Annotated in this window: 20 protein-coding genes; all 20 read left to right on the top strand. The window is 64.8% G+C overall.

From position 1 onward, the window contains the following. Positions 1-8: 8 nt before the first annotated feature. The 20 genes from PV761_RS03365 to PV761_RS03270 all read left to right on the top strand — a co-directional run bounded on the left by PV761_RS03365 (position 9) and on the right by PV761_RS03270 (position 14521). Positions 9-959 (top strand): hypothetical protein, encoded by a 951-nt coding sequence (locus PV761_RS03365; RefSeq protein ID WP_347894372.1) that lies wholly within the window; start codon positions 9-11, stop codon positions 957-959. Further along, entirely contained in the window at positions 956-2254 is a 1299-nt protein-coding gene (locus tag PV761_RS03360; RefSeq protein WP_347894370.1) for a DnaB-like helicase C-terminal domain-containing protein, read from the top strand. The genes PV761_RS03365 and PV761_RS03360 overlap by 4 nt, the downstream gene beginning before the upstream one ends. After that, a complete protein-coding gene (locus PV761_RS03355) occupies positions 2251-2781 on the top strand; it encodes an HNH endonuclease (RefSeq protein ID WP_347894368.1) in 531 nt (176 codons plus the stop codon). Before PV761_RS03360 ends, PV761_RS03355 begins: the two co-directional genes overlap by 4 nt. 8 nt (positions 2782-2789) lie before the next feature. Further along, positions 2790-3191, top strand: coding sequence for a hypothetical protein (locus tag PV761_RS03350; protein ID WP_347894366.1), 402 nt, complete (start codon positions 2790-2792; stop codon positions 3189-3191). A 121-nt stretch (positions 3192-3312) separates the two neighbouring features. Beyond that, positions 3313-3555: a hypothetical protein gene (locus tag PV761_RS03345; protein WP_347894364.1), complete on the top strand. Its 243-nt coding sequence runs from the start codon at positions 3313-3315 to the stop codon at positions 3553-3555. Then, entirely contained in the window at positions 3552-3845 is a 294-nt protein-coding gene (locus PV761_RS03340; protein ID WP_347894362.1) for a DUF4031 domain-containing protein, read from the top strand. The genes PV761_RS03345 and PV761_RS03340 overlap by 4 nt, the downstream gene beginning before the upstream one ends. Beyond that, positions 3842-4057 (top strand): hypothetical protein, encoded by a 216-nt coding sequence (locus PV761_RS03335; protein WP_347894360.1) that lies wholly within the window; start codon positions 3842-3844, stop codon positions 4055-4057. Before PV761_RS03340 ends, PV761_RS03335 begins: the two co-directional genes overlap by 4 nt. A 152-nt stretch (positions 4058-4209) precedes the next feature. Beyond that, on the top strand, positions 4210-4413 hold the full coding sequence (locus tag PV761_RS03330; RefSeq protein ID WP_347894358.1) for a hypothetical protein: 204 nt from the start codon (positions 4210-4212) through the stop codon (positions 4411-4413). 163 nt (positions 4414-4576) lie between these two features. Continuing rightward, a complete protein-coding gene (locus PV761_RS03325; protein ID WP_347894356.1) occupies positions 4577-4795 on the top strand; it encodes a hypothetical protein in 219 nt (72 codons plus the stop codon). A gap of 14 nt (positions 4796-4809) precedes the next feature. Beyond that, the gene (locus tag PV761_RS03320) at positions 4810-4998 is read left to right on the top strand and encodes a hypothetical protein (protein ID WP_347894354.1); all 189 of its coding nucleotides are present in this window, start codon (positions 4810-4812) and stop codon (positions 4996-4998) included. Positions 4999-5134: 136 nt separating this feature from the next. Continuing rightward, a complete protein-coding gene (locus tag PV761_RS03315) occupies positions 5135-5335 on the top strand; it encodes a hypothetical protein (RefSeq protein WP_347894352.1) in 201 nt (66 codons plus the stop codon). A gap of 142 nt (positions 5336-5477) precedes the next feature. After that, entirely contained in the window at positions 5478-5927 is a 450-nt protein-coding gene (locus tag PV761_RS03310; RefSeq protein WP_347894350.1) for a hypothetical protein, read from the top strand. A gap of 72 nt (positions 5928-5999) precedes the next feature. Beyond that, positions 6000-6899, top strand: coding sequence for a hypothetical protein (locus tag PV761_RS03305; RefSeq protein WP_347894348.1), 900 nt, complete (start codon positions 6000-6002; stop codon positions 6897-6899). Between the two features lie 96 nt (positions 6900-6995). Beyond that, the gene (locus PV761_RS03300) at positions 6996-7202 is read left to right on the top strand and encodes a hypothetical protein (protein WP_347894346.1); all 207 of its coding nucleotides are present in this window, start codon (positions 6996-6998) and stop codon (positions 7200-7202) included. 816 nt (positions 7203-8018) lie between these two features. Beyond that, the gene (gene terL / locus PV761_RS03295; RefSeq protein ID WP_347894344.1) at positions 8019-9551 is read left to right on the top strand and encodes a phage terminase large subunit; all 1533 of its coding nucleotides are present in this window, start codon (positions 8019-8021) and stop codon (positions 9549-9551) included. 9 nt (positions 9552-9560) lie between these two features. Next, the gene (locus tag PV761_RS03290) at positions 9561-11090 is read left to right on the top strand and encodes a hypothetical protein (protein ID WP_347894342.1); all 1530 of its coding nucleotides are present in this window, start codon (positions 9561-9563) and stop codon (positions 11088-11090) included. Further along, positions 11087-11380 (top strand): DUF6527 family protein, encoded by a 294-nt coding sequence (locus PV761_RS03285; protein WP_347894340.1) that lies wholly within the window; start codon positions 11087-11089, stop codon positions 11378-11380. Before PV761_RS03290 ends, PV761_RS03285 begins: the two co-directional genes overlap by 4 nt. A gap of 9 nt (positions 11381-11389) precedes the next feature. Beyond that, a complete protein-coding gene (locus tag PV761_RS03280; RefSeq protein ID WP_347894338.1) occupies positions 11390-12433 on the top strand; it encodes a phage minor head protein in 1044 nt (347 codons plus the stop codon). Positions 12434-12620: 187 nt separating this feature from the next. After that, complete coding sequence (locus PV761_RS03275) at positions 12621-14156, top strand: hypothetical protein (RefSeq protein ID WP_347894336.1); 1536 nt, start codon at positions 12621-12623, stop codon at positions 14154-14156. A gap of 14 nt (positions 14157-14170) precedes the next feature. Then, complete coding sequence (locus tag PV761_RS03270) at positions 14171-14521, top strand: DUF2190 family protein (protein WP_347894334.1); 351 nt, start codon at positions 14171-14173, stop codon at positions 14519-14521. The last annotated feature ends 6 nt before the right edge of the window (positions 14522-14527 follow it).

The following is a 14527-nucleotide window of genomic DNA, read 5'->3' as shown; positions in this document are numbered from 1 at the left end:
GGTTCAAGATGGACGACGGGTTCGCGAACTCGAAACCGGTCCTGCGGATCCCGCGCCGCTACCGGCTGCAGGCTGTGGGGCTGTGGGCGCTGGCCGGGACGTGGTCGGCGAAGGAAGAGACGGATGGGTTCATCCCCGAATATGTTCTCGAGGAATTTTGCGGCACCCCGGGGGTGGCGAACCAGCTGGTTCAGGCTGGTTTGTGGGAGATCGTGAAGGGATCCTCCAAGGATCCTGTTGGGATCCTGTCGGCAGTCTCCGACGATCCTCAGTTGCCTGGCTGGCGTTACCGGAACTGGTCCAAGTATCAGCCGACGAAAGCTGAGCTTGAGGAAAACCGCGAGAAGGAGCGGATCCGGAAAGCTAATTACAGGAAGTCCCAGCGGGACACCAAGGGGACAGAGTCGGGACAGTCGGAGGGACACCAGCAGGCGTCCGAACACCCCGACCCGACCCGACCCGACCCGACCCCTAAAGAAGAAGCTAAAGCTTCTTCAAGCACGATCCGGGAAGACGTCGAACACCTCTGCACGCTCCTGGCTGACCTGATCGAACGGAACGGTTCACTCCGGCCGGAGATCACCAAGACGTGGACCGATGAGGCCCGGCGCATGGTCGATCTCGATGGCAGGGAACCGGCGAAGGCGGAGAACCTGATCCGTTGGGCGCAGGGCAACACGTTCTGGCGAAAGAACATCCTGTCGATGACGAAGTTCCGGGCCAAGTACGACCAGTTGCGGCTGGCGGCGGTGGAGGACTGGGAGAAGAACAAGACGGGCACCTCACCGGATGGTGTGATCGACGTCGACGCGGTCCTGGGCCGGGACGTGTGGGCCCCTGGGACCCCGCCGGCCGGGCTGGATATGGCCGAAGAAATTGAGTGGAAGAAGCAGCAGCGGGCCGCGCATAAGGCGGAACGGTTGGAAGAGGCTAAGAGGAAGTTGGGGGCGGCGGCATGAACGACAGGACACCGAGGCAGGACATTGGGGCGGAGCGGGCCGTGATCGGTTCGGCGATGCTTGACCAGCGGGTATTGGAGGACATTCACCTCAAGGCGGAGGACTTCTATCGGCCCCAGCATGAGCAGCTGTGGGACATGATCCTCACGGAGTCCCGGGCCGGCCGCCCGGTGACACCCCTGGCGCTGGTGCAGAGGCTCATTGCGGAGCCTATCGCCGGTCTGGAGCCCACCTACCTGCACGAGTGCATGGAAGCGGCTCCTGTGCGGGCTGCAACCCCGCACTACGCCGGGATCATCACGGGCCTCGCCCGGCTCCGGCGGCTGGCCGATGTCGGGGTGAAGCTGCAGCAGATGTCGCTGACGTCCGGGTGGGACGAAACGGAGCAGGTCCTCGACGATGCCCGGGCGGTGCTTGATGCGACGGCGAACGAGGCGACAGGGATCCGGGTCCGGACGTTCGCGGACGCCCTCGAATCGGCGATCGACCTGTGGTCATCACCCAAGGGGAAGTCTTACCCGACCGGGTGGTCCGAGCTGGACCGGAAGTTCAACGGCGGCTGGCACCCGGGGCAGCTGACGATCATGGGCGCCCGCCCGGCCGTCGGAAAGTCGCTCGTGGCGGGCTGCGCCGCCGTCGCGGCCACCGGCTACGGGGTCGGGTTCTTCTCCCTGGAGATGAAAGAACACGAAGTCATCGGGCGGATGACGGCGGCCTCGGAAGGGATCGACCTGCACCACCTGAACTCGTTCGACCTGTCGGAGACGGACTGGTCCAAGGTTGCCCGGCTCCGGGCTAAGTCCGCTGACTGGCCGGTCTACATCGAGGAACTGTCCCGGACGACGATGGCGCAGATCCGTGCCACGGTCCGGACATGGAAGCGCCGCGGCCCCGTCCCGCTGGTCATCATCGACTACCTGCAACTGGTGGCGCCGGCGGACACGAGGGAGCAGCGCGAACGGCAGGTCGCCCGGATCGCGGAGGACTGCAAGCACCTTGCCAAGGAGTTCGACACGCACGTCTTGGCGCTGGCTCAGGTGAACCGCGGATCCACGCAAAGGGCGGACCCGCGCCCGACCATGGCGGACCTGCGGGAGTCAGGCGGCATCGAGGCGCACGCGGACAACATTATCCTCCTGCACCGTTCTGACGACATGGAGGGTGAGATCGAGTTCATCATCGAGAAGAACCGGCACGGCGAGACGGGGAAGATCAACCTCGCGTGGCGTCCGCACTTCGCCTCGGTCAACTCGATGGCGTCCGAGTCCGGCGACTTCCGGTATGGCATCGCATGACCGCCACTGACTTCCTGGACATCACGGCGTACTACGACCAGAGTCGAGTCCAGTCGGAGCAGGTTCACGCGATCAGCCTCGGTTCCTTGCTGGACCGGCTGGAGGAACCCGCGAGGCGGTGGCCGGTCCGGAACCGTGAGGAGCGGACCCCGATCGACTCGCAGAAGCGTGCCATTATCCACGAACGGGACGGCGGCATCTGCCGGATCTGCGGAACCGGCGGCCACGTCCTGACGGTGGATCACATCATCCCCCGGTCGGCTTTTGAGATAGCGGACCTGGTGGCGGCTGACAGGTCGGACAATCTCGTGTCGGCGTGTTGGGACTGCAACCAGCGTAAGAGCAACTTCGAATCCATCTGGACGAAGCGGCTCGGCGTGGTCATCGCATGCTGGTACTGCCTAAACCCGGGGCACGGCGAACATGATGACTCGTTCGAGGCGATGCCTTACCCCGTCACAGTGCCGGTGTTCTGCGGCCGGTGCGGGATCTCCAGCGTCCCGGCCGTGGTGGGGTGGGTCCTGTGAGGGAGTGGGTGATCGAACTGCCGTGGGCGACTCCGCCGGTGAAGCCGAACGGCGGGTACGGGAGCCGGTTCTCGCATGCGGCGAAGGTGCGGGAGGCCCGGCAGACCATGGGCCTCCTCGCCCGGGCGGCGAAAATCCCCCGGCTGGGTAAGTGCCAGGTGCTGCTGGTGTGGCATGTCGGTGACCGGATCGCCCGGGACCAAGACAACCTCGCGTGGACGCTCAAGCCGTTGTGTGATGCGCTCGCGTCGGCGAAGAAACCCACCGATTACCGGATCGTCCCGGATGACACGCCGGAGTTCATGGTGAAGCCGATGCCGGTGATCTCGTATGTGAAGGGGCAGCGGAAGCGGTTGACGGTGACGATCACGGATATTCCCGCACCGGAACCGGAGACGGCAATGTTCTAGAACACGATGGGGGAAAGTGTAGGAATATATGGGAATGTGATGTAAGCTGAATGCATAGATAAAGAAGCCGCCCGGACTCAGTGAAAGTCCGGGCGGCACGATCGGAAACTGGAGTCCGACCATGAACACTTTAGCAAAGCAGGCGCCCCGCACGGGTGGTTACGAGTTCCGGGGCGTGGTCCCCAACCCGGTGACGCAGGGTGCAGCGTACGCCGCCCGCGCATTGTCCGCGGCCCGCCGGCGTGTGGCTGTCGCCCGTGAGAAGGCCGCCCGGTTCAACACCGAAGAGAACCGCCTCGCCGTGACCGAACTCGAAGCCGGCCTCGCCCGCATGGAAGCAGCAGCCGGGCAGGTGACGGCATGAGCGTTTACGTGGACGACGCGTTCATTCCCGCCAAGGTCCGCTCAGGGCGCCTCACACACGACTCGCGCTGGTGCCACATGACCGCCGACAGCACTGAGGAGCTTGTTGCCCTCGCAGTGCAGATCGGATTGCAGGCCAAGTACATCCAGTACCCGGGCACGTGGAAGGAACACTTCGACGTCACGGAGCCGAAGCGTCGTCAAGCCGTAGCCCTCGGCGCTATCGAAGTTGGGTGGAAGGAACGTGTCATGGAAATGGGCAAGCGACGGATGAAGGAGCTGGGAGCGTGAGCCCGGCCGCGAAGCTCCTGGCCGAGGCCGCCCAGTTGGAGCAGGAAACCGTCCTCGTGCAGGGCGTCACAGCCCAGCAGCAACTCCGCGGACTCATGTTCGACCCGATGGAGCCACTCCCCGACCTCCACATCACCGCTCCCCCGGCCTCGTGGGAGCCAGCCGCCCGGCATTACCGGGACCTGTCACCGGAAGAGAGGGCCAGAGCGTGAGCCCGATCCGCGCCAGTGAGAAGCTGCGCTACCCAGAGGACTGGCGGGCCATCAGCCACAACATCCGGTTCGTCCGGGCAGAGGGCCAGTGTGAATGCTTGGGCGAGTGCGGAAGGGGCACACATACCGGCCGCTGCCCGAACCGTCACGGGATGCCTGCCTACGGGACCGGCTCCAACGTCGTCCTGACCACCGCCCACCTTGACCACACCCCGGAGAACTGCGAGGACGAAAACCTCAAGGCCATGTGCCAAGGTTGCCACCTTCACTACGACCGGGACCACCACGCCGAGACACGCGCAGCCACGAAGGCCGCCGCCGTGGTCCTCGCCGGGCAGACGGAGATCGACCTATGAGCCGGTCTTTACGTCAGGACAACCGTGAGGCGCAGGCCAGGGAACGCGAACGGCAGGCACAAGCACAGGAAGGGCACACCCCGCAGTCGTGCCCGACCCGCCTCATGGACGGCCGCAACGAAATCCGCTGCTGGCTCACCGCCGGACACGACGGAGACTGCAAATGAGCGGACGCGACCCCAAGCGGATCCCGGAAGTCTTGGCAGCCCTCGGAGAGCTCTGGATGGAATGCCCGGACCTGCGCCTCGGTCAAATCATGGGCAACGCCGCGATCACCTTCTACACCGAAGATGATCGGTCGCTCACGGAGATCCGTCAGTGGCGCGACTACTACCGCGAACGGCGTTCCATCGTCCAAGGCATCAGTAAACCCACCACCTAGGCAAAGGAGCCTCCATGGCTGTAGACGACAAGGGCCGGAACCACCCCGACGTCGGGACCGGTGCCCCGTCGTTCTGGACCCGCCGCACCAACCAGTACCCGGGATGCTGCTGCCCGCCATGGAGGTACAACCCCCGCCACCCGAAACCCACCAACCCGGACTGCCCGCAACACGGCACCGAAGAACAGGACCAAGCAGCATGAAGCCGCACGCCATGTGCCGGTGCGAACCGGACGGTAAGACCACCATCAGCTACGAGCAACGTCTCCTGCCGGACCGACGGGACGACAACAAACGCCCCTGGCACAAACACACACTCCCCCGTAGGAAAGGCAAACGATGAGCATCAGGATCCAGACCAACATCCCAGCGGGCGACATGGAAGTCACCATCCCCACGCACCTCACAATCAGCGAAAGCGGGACGAGGCAACTCCGGGACGCACTCATCGAGGGATCGAACCGGATACTCAGGGCCTACGGGCAAGAGGAGCTGCATCTCATGGACCCGGCACAAGTGGCGGAACCTCATGGAGGGTAGGCGGCAGTGCCAGGCGACGTCGAAGCAGTCGGGTGAGCGTTGCCGGCGCGCTCCGATCAAGGGTGGGATGGTGTGCAAGATCCATGGTGGCGGGTCGTCGAAGGTGCAGGCTGCTGCTGATCGGCGGTTGGCTGAGGAGGAGATGGCCCGCTCTGTGGTGACGTTGGGTCTGCCGGTGGACATCGACCCCGCCAAAGCCCTCCTCGATGAGATCGCATGGAGTCACGCCCACGTCCAGTGGTTGCGGGGCAAGGTGCAGGAGCTCAAGGCCGGCGAACTCGTCTGGGGTGTGACGCAGACGGATCAGGGTGTGGGGCCGCAGGGCATGGTGGACATGACGACGGAGAAGTCCGCCCCGAACGTCTGGTACCAGATGTATTTGACGGAGCGGGAACACCTCGTGAAAGTCTCGGCCGCTGCTCTCAGGGCGGGTATTGAGGAGCGGCGGATCAAGATCGCTGAGGACCAGGGGAATCTGGTGGCCGCGGTCCTGCAAAGGATCCTGGCTGCGTTGAACTTGTCGCCGGAGCAGTGGGCGGAAGTCCCAACGATTGTGCCCCGGGAGTTGAGGGCGCTCGCCGCGCTCGATTAGGGTCTGCTATTATGCCCCAAAGTAGGGGAAAGTGTGGGAATGTCTGTTAAAATGGGAGGTAACACTCGCCCGATGATCGGACCCACCGTGCACCCGTGTATCTCTTGCCATAACCCCATCAACGCGAACAACGTGGTGATCTGTTACGACTGCATCACCGCCCTGCAGGACGACCTGCTCCGGGTCGATCTGGTGGTGGAGGAACTGCGGGTGACGGTGGAGCGCCAGGACGTCGGCGGCGAACAGTGCGGGACCTCCGGAACCAAGCTGTACGCGCCGGCCCCGATCAACCTGTCCGCGTTGGATTGTGAGATGCGGTTGCACAAGGCGTTGATGGGCTGGTGCCTGCGGCTTGTCACGGAGCACACGGAGGTGTGGCATGCCGAGTGCAAGACCATCCACGCAGCCCACACTGACCGCACCACAGACCCGGTGTACCCGGCCCGGCCCGTCCTCCCCGGCCGCACCATCCACCACCTCACCAACTACCTGTACGCGCAGCTCGGGGAACTCCGGTCACGGGTCTGGGCCGCCGACATCAAACGCCACCTTGTGAAGCACCTCGCCCACTGTGTGGCCGCGTGCGAGCGGATGGAACCGAAGATCTTCGCCGGCGTCTGCCCCGAAGACGTGGGTGGTATCGAGTGCGGGACGTACGTGTACGAACCCCAAGGCGCCGTCGAGGCCCGGTGCAAAACCTGCGGGAACACCTGGGACATTGTGGAATGGACCGGGAGGGCGCTCCTGTCCAAGGAGTACGTGATCGGCTACCCGCCCGCCCTCTCCCGCATGCTCTCCTCCGGCGGGGCGCACGTGACCGAGCAGGACATCCGCAACTGGGCGGCCCGCGGCCAGCTCGACCGCGCCAACCCAACGGAAGACGACAAGGGCAACGAGCTCCGCCCGATGTACCGCCTCGGCGACGTCCTCGACGCATGGCAGGCCCACACCAGCCGGAAGCAGGCAGCATGAGCAACGTGATCCCCGATGCGGGCGAGGTCTACCTGACCGTCCTCAACATCATTCTGGTAATCCTCGTGGCGATACTGATTTGGAAAGCAGGAAAGAATGTCAAGTGAAGTGATCCCCGAGGCTGCGGTTGAGGCGGCGGCCAAAGCGTTTCGCGAGACGCACGATATGGGCGACGCGCTAATGAACGCCCTCGAAGCCGCCGCCCCGCACATGTTGGCCGATGCTTGGGATGAGGGTGAGCGCGCCGCGTTTGATTCGATAGACGGCGCTAATCGCACCAACCCCTACAGGCCCACCCCATGACCCGCCACCCGCGGCATGTAGCGGCTAGGATGGAGTCTAGGGATATGAGGGTCGTACGTTTTCTCCCCGCCATATTCCAGACGGGCTCCCTTGTTTTCGACGACGGTGGGAGCCTGTCGCATTTACAGATGTTGCGGAAGTGATTGACGGCTACCCGTGTGAATGCTAATCTTCGTATGGGTCGAAATTGCATCCGAAAGCCACCAGCCACGTGCGGGTGGCTTTTTCGTGCCCGCCTTCCACAGACTCCCGCACGGCCGGCATCCCCCCATGGCTGCCCGTGCGGGCCACCACCAACCACGAGGGTCCGCTACGCCCGGATGGTCAGATAGGCAACACAACCGAAAGGGGCCCCTATCTCCCGCGCAGGGTCACGCGCACCGCCGCTCACTGTGAAGTGCCGGCCCCCACACTTCCCCGGCAACGGGAAAGCAAGCGCGGCAGCTGGTGACTACCGCAACGCTGGACCCCGGCATGGATCCGATGCCGGGGCCTGGCACCAAGGAAGTCCCGCTAGATCGAAAGCGATGGCGGGCAAAACTGAATAGCCGTGCTGCCTACTCTCAGAGGCGGGCACGGAGGGCTGGACCGCACTGGCGGCGCAGGGATCGCGACCCAACCAGCCCACTGACGGCAAAAGCCACTGACCAACCATTGCGGAATGCAGTTGAGCCGGTAGCCGTCCCCTTGTAACCCAGCGACCGACACGTAGGAACTGGGCGAAACGCGGTCAAGCTAATAACGCCGGTATACACGTAGGCCGGAACGGGTGCCCTATCCGAGAAGGGGATGCAACCGCAGACTTAGGGAGCGACCATGGCCGCCTGGTGGGAACACGCTGCGCAGAAGTTCGAGAAACCAGCGCACGCATGGGAGTCCCCCGGCGACCTCGCCCAAGCCGTCGACCCCTCCACCATCCAAACCCCCGCCCTCGACCTCATCGACCAGGCACTCATGGACGTGGAGAACGGCACCTGCGACCGGCTCATCATCTCGATGCCCCCGCAGGAGGGGAAGTCCACACGGGTGACGAAGATCGGGCCGCTCTGGTTCCTCACCCGCAACCCGGAACGCCGCATCGCCGTCGTGTCGTACTCCGCCGGCCTCGCCCTCACCTTCGGCCGCGACATCCGCAAGTTCATCACCGACAACCAAGGCCAAGAAGGCACCCTCGATCTCGGCCTCCGGATCAGTGCCGACAACGGGGCCGCGTCCGAGTGGACCCTCGACGGCCACAAAGGCGGCGTCAAAGCCGTCGGCCTCACCGGCGGCCTGACCGGTAAGCCCGCGGACATCCTCTTCATCGATGACCCGGTATCGAACCGGGAACAGGCCGAATCCCCCACCTTCCGGGAACGCGCCAAGAACTTCTGGCGCTCCGTCGGCTCCACCCGCCTCGCCCCCGGAGCCCCCGTCATCCTCATCCTCACCCGCTGGCACGTCGACGACATGGCCGGGTTCCTCCTCTCCCAACCGGACAAGGACCGCTGGCGGGTCATCAACATCCCCGCCCAGGCGAACCACAACCCCGACGAAGGGGAGGCGGATCCGCTCGGCCGTGAACCCGGTGAGTGGATGCGCTCCGCCCGGACCAACGAGAAAACCGGCGAACCCCGCACCCCCGCCGAATGGGAACAGATCCGCGTCCAAGCCGGACCCCGCGACTTCTCCGCCCTCTACCAAGGATCACCGAACCCGGAGACGGGCAACGTGTTCCCGAAGGAATGGGCACGCTACACCGAACCGATGTGGCTCGATCAGGGCAACGGCGTCATGCACGTGCCCGGCATCGGCCGCGACGACCACGAGCTGGTGCAGTCCTGGGACCTCACGTTCAAGGACAAACCCACGTCCGACTTCGTGGTCGGGCAAGTCTGGCTCAGAGTCGGGGTGGACGCGTACCTGCTGGACATGGTCCGGAGGCGCATGAACTTCAACGCCTCCGAGGAAGCCATCGTGGCGATGTCCGCGAAGTGGCCCCAAGCCGTGACGAAGTTCATCGAAGACAAAGCCAACGGGCCAGCCGTGATCAACTCGCTTCAAAAGCGCCTCTTCGGGCTCATCCCGATCGAGCCAGAGGGCAGCAAGTTTGCGCGGGCGTCAGCGATCTCCCCACTGGCCCACTCACGCAACATCATCCTGCCCACCGCCGAGCTGCTGCCCAACGTCGAAGAGCTAGTCGAAGAGGCCAAGGCCTTCCCGAACGGCGCACACGACGACACCATCGACTCCATGTCGCAGGGCATCAACCGCATCCTGCTGATGCCACTGCTCAACCAGGGCAACGTCATCGAACCCGACGTCTACGACGACTACAACGCGCAGGGCTGGTCAATCAGCCCGGTCTAGGAGGACAGTATGGGCTGGTTCGGCCAACTGCTCGGCCTACAGGAGGCAGCCGTCGCTGCCGAGGGGAAGATCGCCGAAGGCACTGTGGCAACCCTCCAGTACCGGCTCGAGGAGTCCCTCGCCCAGCTGGAACTCGCCCGGGACAACGCCGGCTGGATGGCGCTCAGCCACCAGTACCAGGAGGAGTTCACCCGCGAAGGCCTCAAGAAGGCCGCCGAGATGGGCCGCCTGTTCGGGATCGCTAACCCCATCATCAAGCGCGGCCGGACAGTCCGCCACGCCTACGTGTGGGGCCAAGGCGTGACCATCGCCGCGACCGACCAGGACGTCAACGACGTCGTGCAGGCCTACATCGATGACGAGGGGAACCGGGAAGCGTTCTTCGGCGCCCAGGCACGGCAGCAGTACGAGGGCGCCCTGTTCGATGAGGGCAACTTCTTCCTCGTGCACTTCACTAACCCCCTCACTGGACGGGTGAAGGTCCGGACCATCCCGTTCGACGAGGTCCAGGACGTCATCACTGCCCCCGGCGACAAGGCCACACCGTGGTTCTACCTGCGCCAGTGGGTGGAGCGGGGAGCCGACGGCAAAGACGTCACGATGGAGGCTTACTACCCTGCGCTGAAATACCAGCCGCGCATGCGTACCCTCCGCATCGACAAGGTTCCCGTCATTTGGGATGCCCCTGTCCGCCACGTGAAGGTCAACGCTGGTTCGAACTGGAAGTTCGGCATCGGCGACTCCTACGCGGCCATCCCGTGGGCGCTGTCCCACAAGGGGTTCCTTGAGGACTGGGCGCTGCTGATGAAGGCGCTGGCGAAGATCGCTTACGTGTCGTCCTCGAAGAATGCTGGTGCGTCCCAAGCGAAGCGTGCAGCGCTTCATGGCATGGGCGGCGTCCCGGCCGGTTCCACTGTGTCCATGTCGGATGATCAGAAGATCGAGGCGATGCCGAAGTCGGGCGCCACGCTGGATTCTGAGTCGTCCCGGCCGCTGGCTACCATGGCGGCGACCGCGATGGACATCCCGGTCACCATCGCTTTGGCTGATCCGGGCCAGACCGGTGCGCGGGCCACGGCGGAAACGCTGGACTTCCCCACTCGGCTCACGTTCCAGGCGCGGCAGCAGCTCCACGCTGAGGTCATCCAGGACTCAGTCGGGTACGCCATCGAACAGGCCGTCATCGCACCGCAGGGCCCGCTCCGCAGGCTCGGCACAGCTGTCCGCGACGACGACCGCCTCAAGGTCGAATTCAACGACCCCGCCGCCTCAACCGTGGAAGTGACATTCCCGGGTCTGGACGAGGTCGATGTGAAGGTCCTTATGGACGCGATCATCGCCGCCGAGGGCATGCCTGACACTCCGAAGCTGCCCCTCATCCGGCTCGCTTTGCAGGTCCTCAAAATCCCCGACGTCGACGAGTGGATCGACAAAATCACCGACGACGACGGCAACCTCCTCGACACGGAAACCACGGCCGGGGATCTTGCGGCCAACGCATTCCGCAATGGGCAGGACCCGGCTGAGGCGCTCAAGTGACGAAGTTCTGGTGCCCTGGATGTGAAGACATCCACATCGTCTCCGACGCGTGGCAGGTGACTGGTGCCGGTGCATCACTGACCATATCGCCGTCCGTCCTCGTCTACGAGCGGAGGAAGCTCATCAACGAGGATCTCGAGTGGGACGCGCTCTTCGCTCCGGAGAACGTCACCATGGCCCCGCGCTGCCATTCGTTCGTCAAAGACGGTCACATCGAGTTCCTCAGCGACTGCACCCACGACAAAGCAGGTCAGACAGTTCCGCTCCCGGATCTGCCTGACGGGTTCTAGGAGGTTCGGATGGCGGTCACGGCTGAGACTCTCCGCATCGTTGACCGCATCCGCCGCGACCTCACCGTCATGACCGACGCCCAAACCCTCGCCCTCACCCGGGCATGGGTTGAAGCGTGGGACGTGCTGCAGCCCGACTTTCAGGCAGCCCTGGGCGAGTTGATGGCCGGGGCGGTTGACGGGAAGATCAGCCGTTACGTGGTGGCCAAGAACATCCGGCTGCGGGACGCGCTCAAGACCGCCCGGACCATGCTCGACGAGCTTGCGCGCACGACTGATGGCGTGATCGTGAACGACGTCGGCCAGGCTGTCCTTGACGCGCTCGACGGGCACGCTGCCCTAATCGGGTCGCAGCTGCCGCCGAACACGGCCGGCGCGGGCGTCAGCTTCACCCGGATGTCCCCGGACGCACTGGCCGCCATCGTCGAGCGCACCACCGATCAGATCCACTCCAGCACGAGGCCCATCCCGGCAGACGTCGAGCGCATCATGAAGCGGGAACTGATCCGCGGGATCGCAGTCGGCGACAACCCCCGAGCCACCGCACGGCGGATCATGAAGCAGACCCAAAGCCGGTTCAACGGCGGCCTCACCCGGGCACTCACCATCGCCCGCACCGAAACCCTCGACGCGCACAGGGCAGCGACGCAGGCGTCGGAGAAAGCCAACAAGGCGATCCTCGAGGAGTGGGAGTGGCATGCGGCGCTGAACGCCCGCACGTGCCCGTCCTGCTGGTCGAAGCACGGCACCCGCCACCCGCTCGACGAGTCCGGCCCGGATGATCACCAGAACGGCCGTTGCGCCCGCGTCACGATCACCAAGTCATGGAAGGACCTCGGGTTCGACATCGAGGAACCACCATCCCTGACGAAGGACGCCGAGACGGTGTTCAACGAACTGACGCCGGCCACTCAGCGGGACATCATGGGGGCCCAACGACTCGAGCTGCTGCAGTCCGGGAAGATCTCGTGGGCTGACCTCTCCACGAAGCGGGAGACGGTCGGCTGGCGCGACTCCTACGGCGTGACACCGGTCAAGGACTTGGCCGCTTAGGTCCCATCCGACAGGGACGGCTCGTACTGCACGGTCCCGCACCACTTACACCGGGCCTCCAGCGACGCCCCGGTGGCACGCAGATGAATCACCGACGCTTTCCACTCATGCCCAGGGCACTCCCCAGGCACGCCCGCACTCTCGTTCCGGTCATCAAGGCCCACACACCCATTCTAGGAGGCTGTCAATGCCGCAGATCATCAATGAGGTCTCCGCTGTTGGGGCTCTCACCGGCTCCCGGCAGGAGATCACCATCATCACCCCAGGATGGGGGACGAGTGGCTACTACTCCCCCGCCGTGCTGGAGAAGGCCGCGAAAGACCGGGCGTTCCCGGCCAAGACCCAACTCCACATCGACCACGACGGGGAGATGGCCCGGTTCGAGCAGCCCGCAGGGTCCGTCCTGCGCCTCGCCGCCGGCCTGACCGAGGACGCCAGGTGGGAGCCCGACTGGATCGACCCGGATAACCCCGGCGAAGAACCGGGCCGGCTGGTCGCGGAAGCAGATGTCATGCCCAACTGGCGTGACTTCCTCGCCGCCGCAAAGGAATACATAGGGACTTCCATTGCCGCGTCCGCCACCTTCACCAAGGGCGAGGTGGGTGGACGCAAAGGCAACATCATCGAGGCCATCCACCCCCACCCCCTGAACCGTGTGGACTACGTGACCAAAGCAGGCCGGGGCGGCCGCATCTCGGCAGTCCTGGAATCGGCCCTGACCCGGCGCCTCACCGAAGCCACAGCGAACGAAACCCGCGAGCTCATCCGGGAGGCCCTCAGGGCAGCATACGGCTACGACGGAACGTGGGTGTGGCTACGCGACCACGACGACACCACCGCCTGGTTCGAAGTCGAGGACGCCGACTCTCTACACATCTACGAGCAGACCTACCAACTGACCAACGACGCCGTCACCCTCACCGGGGAACGCGTCGAAGTCCGGGCCACCACCCAGTACATCCCTGTCACCCAGGCCAGTGAGGCGGCAACCGGGAACGTGTTTGAGTCCATCGACCTTCCCCAGGTCGGGGACCGTGTGGTGATCGACCCGGACCGGCTGCACGACCCGGCCCACAACACGGGCACCATCGCGGAGATCGGCACCACCGCGTACGGGCTCGTCATGGACGGGATGCCGGAGATGGGGGTGCACCGCTGGTACACGGCGGACGAGTTCGACTACGTAGACGACCCCGCCATGGGCGTGGGCTCTGAGGCGAAGAAGCGGCGCAAAAAGAAGAAACCGGGGATGCCTGGCATGCCCGGGATGAAACGTGAAGCCGCCAATGATTCCCCGCCGGACCCGGCTGGGGTTACCGAGAATGAAAAGGAGCCTCTGATGGGCACCATTCAGATTGAGGAAGCGGACCACCGCAACCTCATCGAAAAGTCCGGCCGGGCCACCGCGCTGGAAGCCGAAAACGCTGACCTGAAAGCCAGGCTGGCGGAGTCGGTCAAGAAGGACAACGACGCGGCGGCCGCAGCCGTCGTCGCCGAAGCGTTCCAGGGCATCACCGCCCCCGCCACCGTGAAGCTGCTCGCCGGCACCTACACGCTCACTACGGAAGGCGCCGTGGACACGGCCGCCCTCCAGGCCAAGGCCGAGGAAGCCGCCGCCGAAATCGCCGCGTCGTTCGGCGCCGGCACCGTCCGAGGCGTTGGCCACACCGACGCCACCGAATCCAAGACCATCACTGACGACGACGTCGTCAACGCACTCTAAAGGAGGCCGCGACCATGGCAAAGAACCAGCGCTACACCCACGGCAAGCACATCGCCCTAACCGCCCCCGCCGGCGGCGCAGTCTCCGGCAACCCCTACAAGATCGGCCAGTACGTCGGCGTAGCCCAGACCAGCGCGGCAGCCGGTGAGAAGTTCACCCTCTGGCTGGATGGCTCATACGACCTGACTGTAACGGGCGCACTGACCGAGGCCCAGCAGGTCTACATCACGGGTGCCAACGCCCTGACGGCCACCGCCACGGGGAACTACCCGTTCGGTGTTGCCAACGCTGCCAAGGCCTCCGGCTCCGGCGTTGTCGAGGTCGCACCCCACGGCAAGATCACCAACACCGCCGTCCTGGCATAAGGAGAA

This window comes from Arthrobacter sp. CC3, assembly GCF_039907775.1.
Lineage (GTDB): Bacteria > Actinomycetota > Actinomycetes > Actinomycetales > Micrococcaceae > Arthrobacter.
The sequence above is the reverse complement of the archived record's forward strand: the minus strand, read 5'-3'. Positions and strand labels throughout refer to the sequence as shown.

Excerpts from the sequence above, each read along its gene's own strand:
- PV761_RS03330 (WP_347894358.1), top strand. The coding sequence starts at position 4,210 with ATGCCTGCCTACGGGACCGGCTCCAACGTCGTCCTGACCACCGCCCAC.
- PV761_RS03325 (WP_347894356.1), top strand. The coding sequence starts at position 4,577 with ATGAGCGGACGCGACCCCAAGCGGATCCCGGAAGTCTTGGCAGCCCTC.
- PV761_RS03360 (WP_347894370.1), top strand. The coding sequence starts at position 956 with ATGAACGACAGGACACCGAGGCAGGACATTGGGGCGGAGCGGGCCGTG.
- PV761_RS03300 (WP_347894346.1), top strand. The coding sequence starts at position 6,996 with ATGTCAAGTGAAGTGATCCCCGAGGCTGCGGTTGAGGCGGCGGCCAAA.
- PV761_RS03365 (WP_347894372.1), top strand. The coding sequence starts at position 9 with ATGGACGACGGGTTCGCGAACTCGAAACCGGTCCTGCGGATCCCGCGC.
- PV761_RS03315 (WP_347894352.1), top strand. The coding sequence starts at position 5,135 with ATGAGCATCAGGATCCAGACCAACATCCCAGCGGGCGACATGGAAGTC.
- PV761_RS03290 (WP_347894342.1), top strand. The coding sequence starts at position 9,561 with ATGGGCTGGTTCGGCCAACTGCTCGGCCTACAGGAGGCAGCCGTCGCT.
- PV761_RS03345 (WP_347894364.1), top strand. The coding sequence starts at position 3,313 with ATGAACACTTTAGCAAAGCAGGCGCCCCGCACGGGTGGTTACGAGTTC.
- PV761_RS03310 (WP_347894350.1), top strand. The coding sequence starts at position 5,478 with ATGGCCCGCTCTGTGGTGACGTTGGGTCTGCCGGTGGACATCGACCCC.
- PV761_RS03340 (WP_347894362.1), top strand. The coding sequence starts at position 3,552 with ATGAGCGTTTACGTGGACGACGCGTTCATTCCCGCCAAGGTCCGCTCA.
- PV761_RS03305 (WP_347894348.1), top strand. The coding sequence starts at position 6,000 with ATGATCGGACCCACCGTGCACCCGTGTATCTCTTGCCATAACCCCATC.
- terL (WP_347894344.1), top strand. The coding sequence starts at position 8,019 with ATGGCCGCCTGGTGGGAACACGCTGCGCAGAAGTTCGAGAAACCAGCG.
- PV761_RS03355 (WP_347894368.1), top strand. The coding sequence starts at position 2,251 with ATGACCGCCACTGACTTCCTGGACATCACGGCGTACTACGACCAGAGT.
- PV761_RS03280 (WP_347894338.1), top strand. The coding sequence starts at position 11,390 with ATGGCGGTCACGGCTGAGACTCTCCGCATCGTTGACCGCATCCGCCGC.
- PV761_RS03275 (WP_347894336.1), top strand. The coding sequence starts at position 12,621 with ATGCCGCAGATCATCAATGAGGTCTCCGCTGTTGGGGCTCTCACCGGC.
- PV761_RS03270 (WP_347894334.1), top strand. The coding sequence starts at position 14,171 with ATGGCAAAGAACCAGCGCTACACCCACGGCAAGCACATCGCCCTAACC.
- PV761_RS03320 (WP_347894354.1), top strand. The coding sequence starts at position 4,810 with ATGGCTGTAGACGACAAGGGCCGGAACCACCCCGACGTCGGGACCGGT.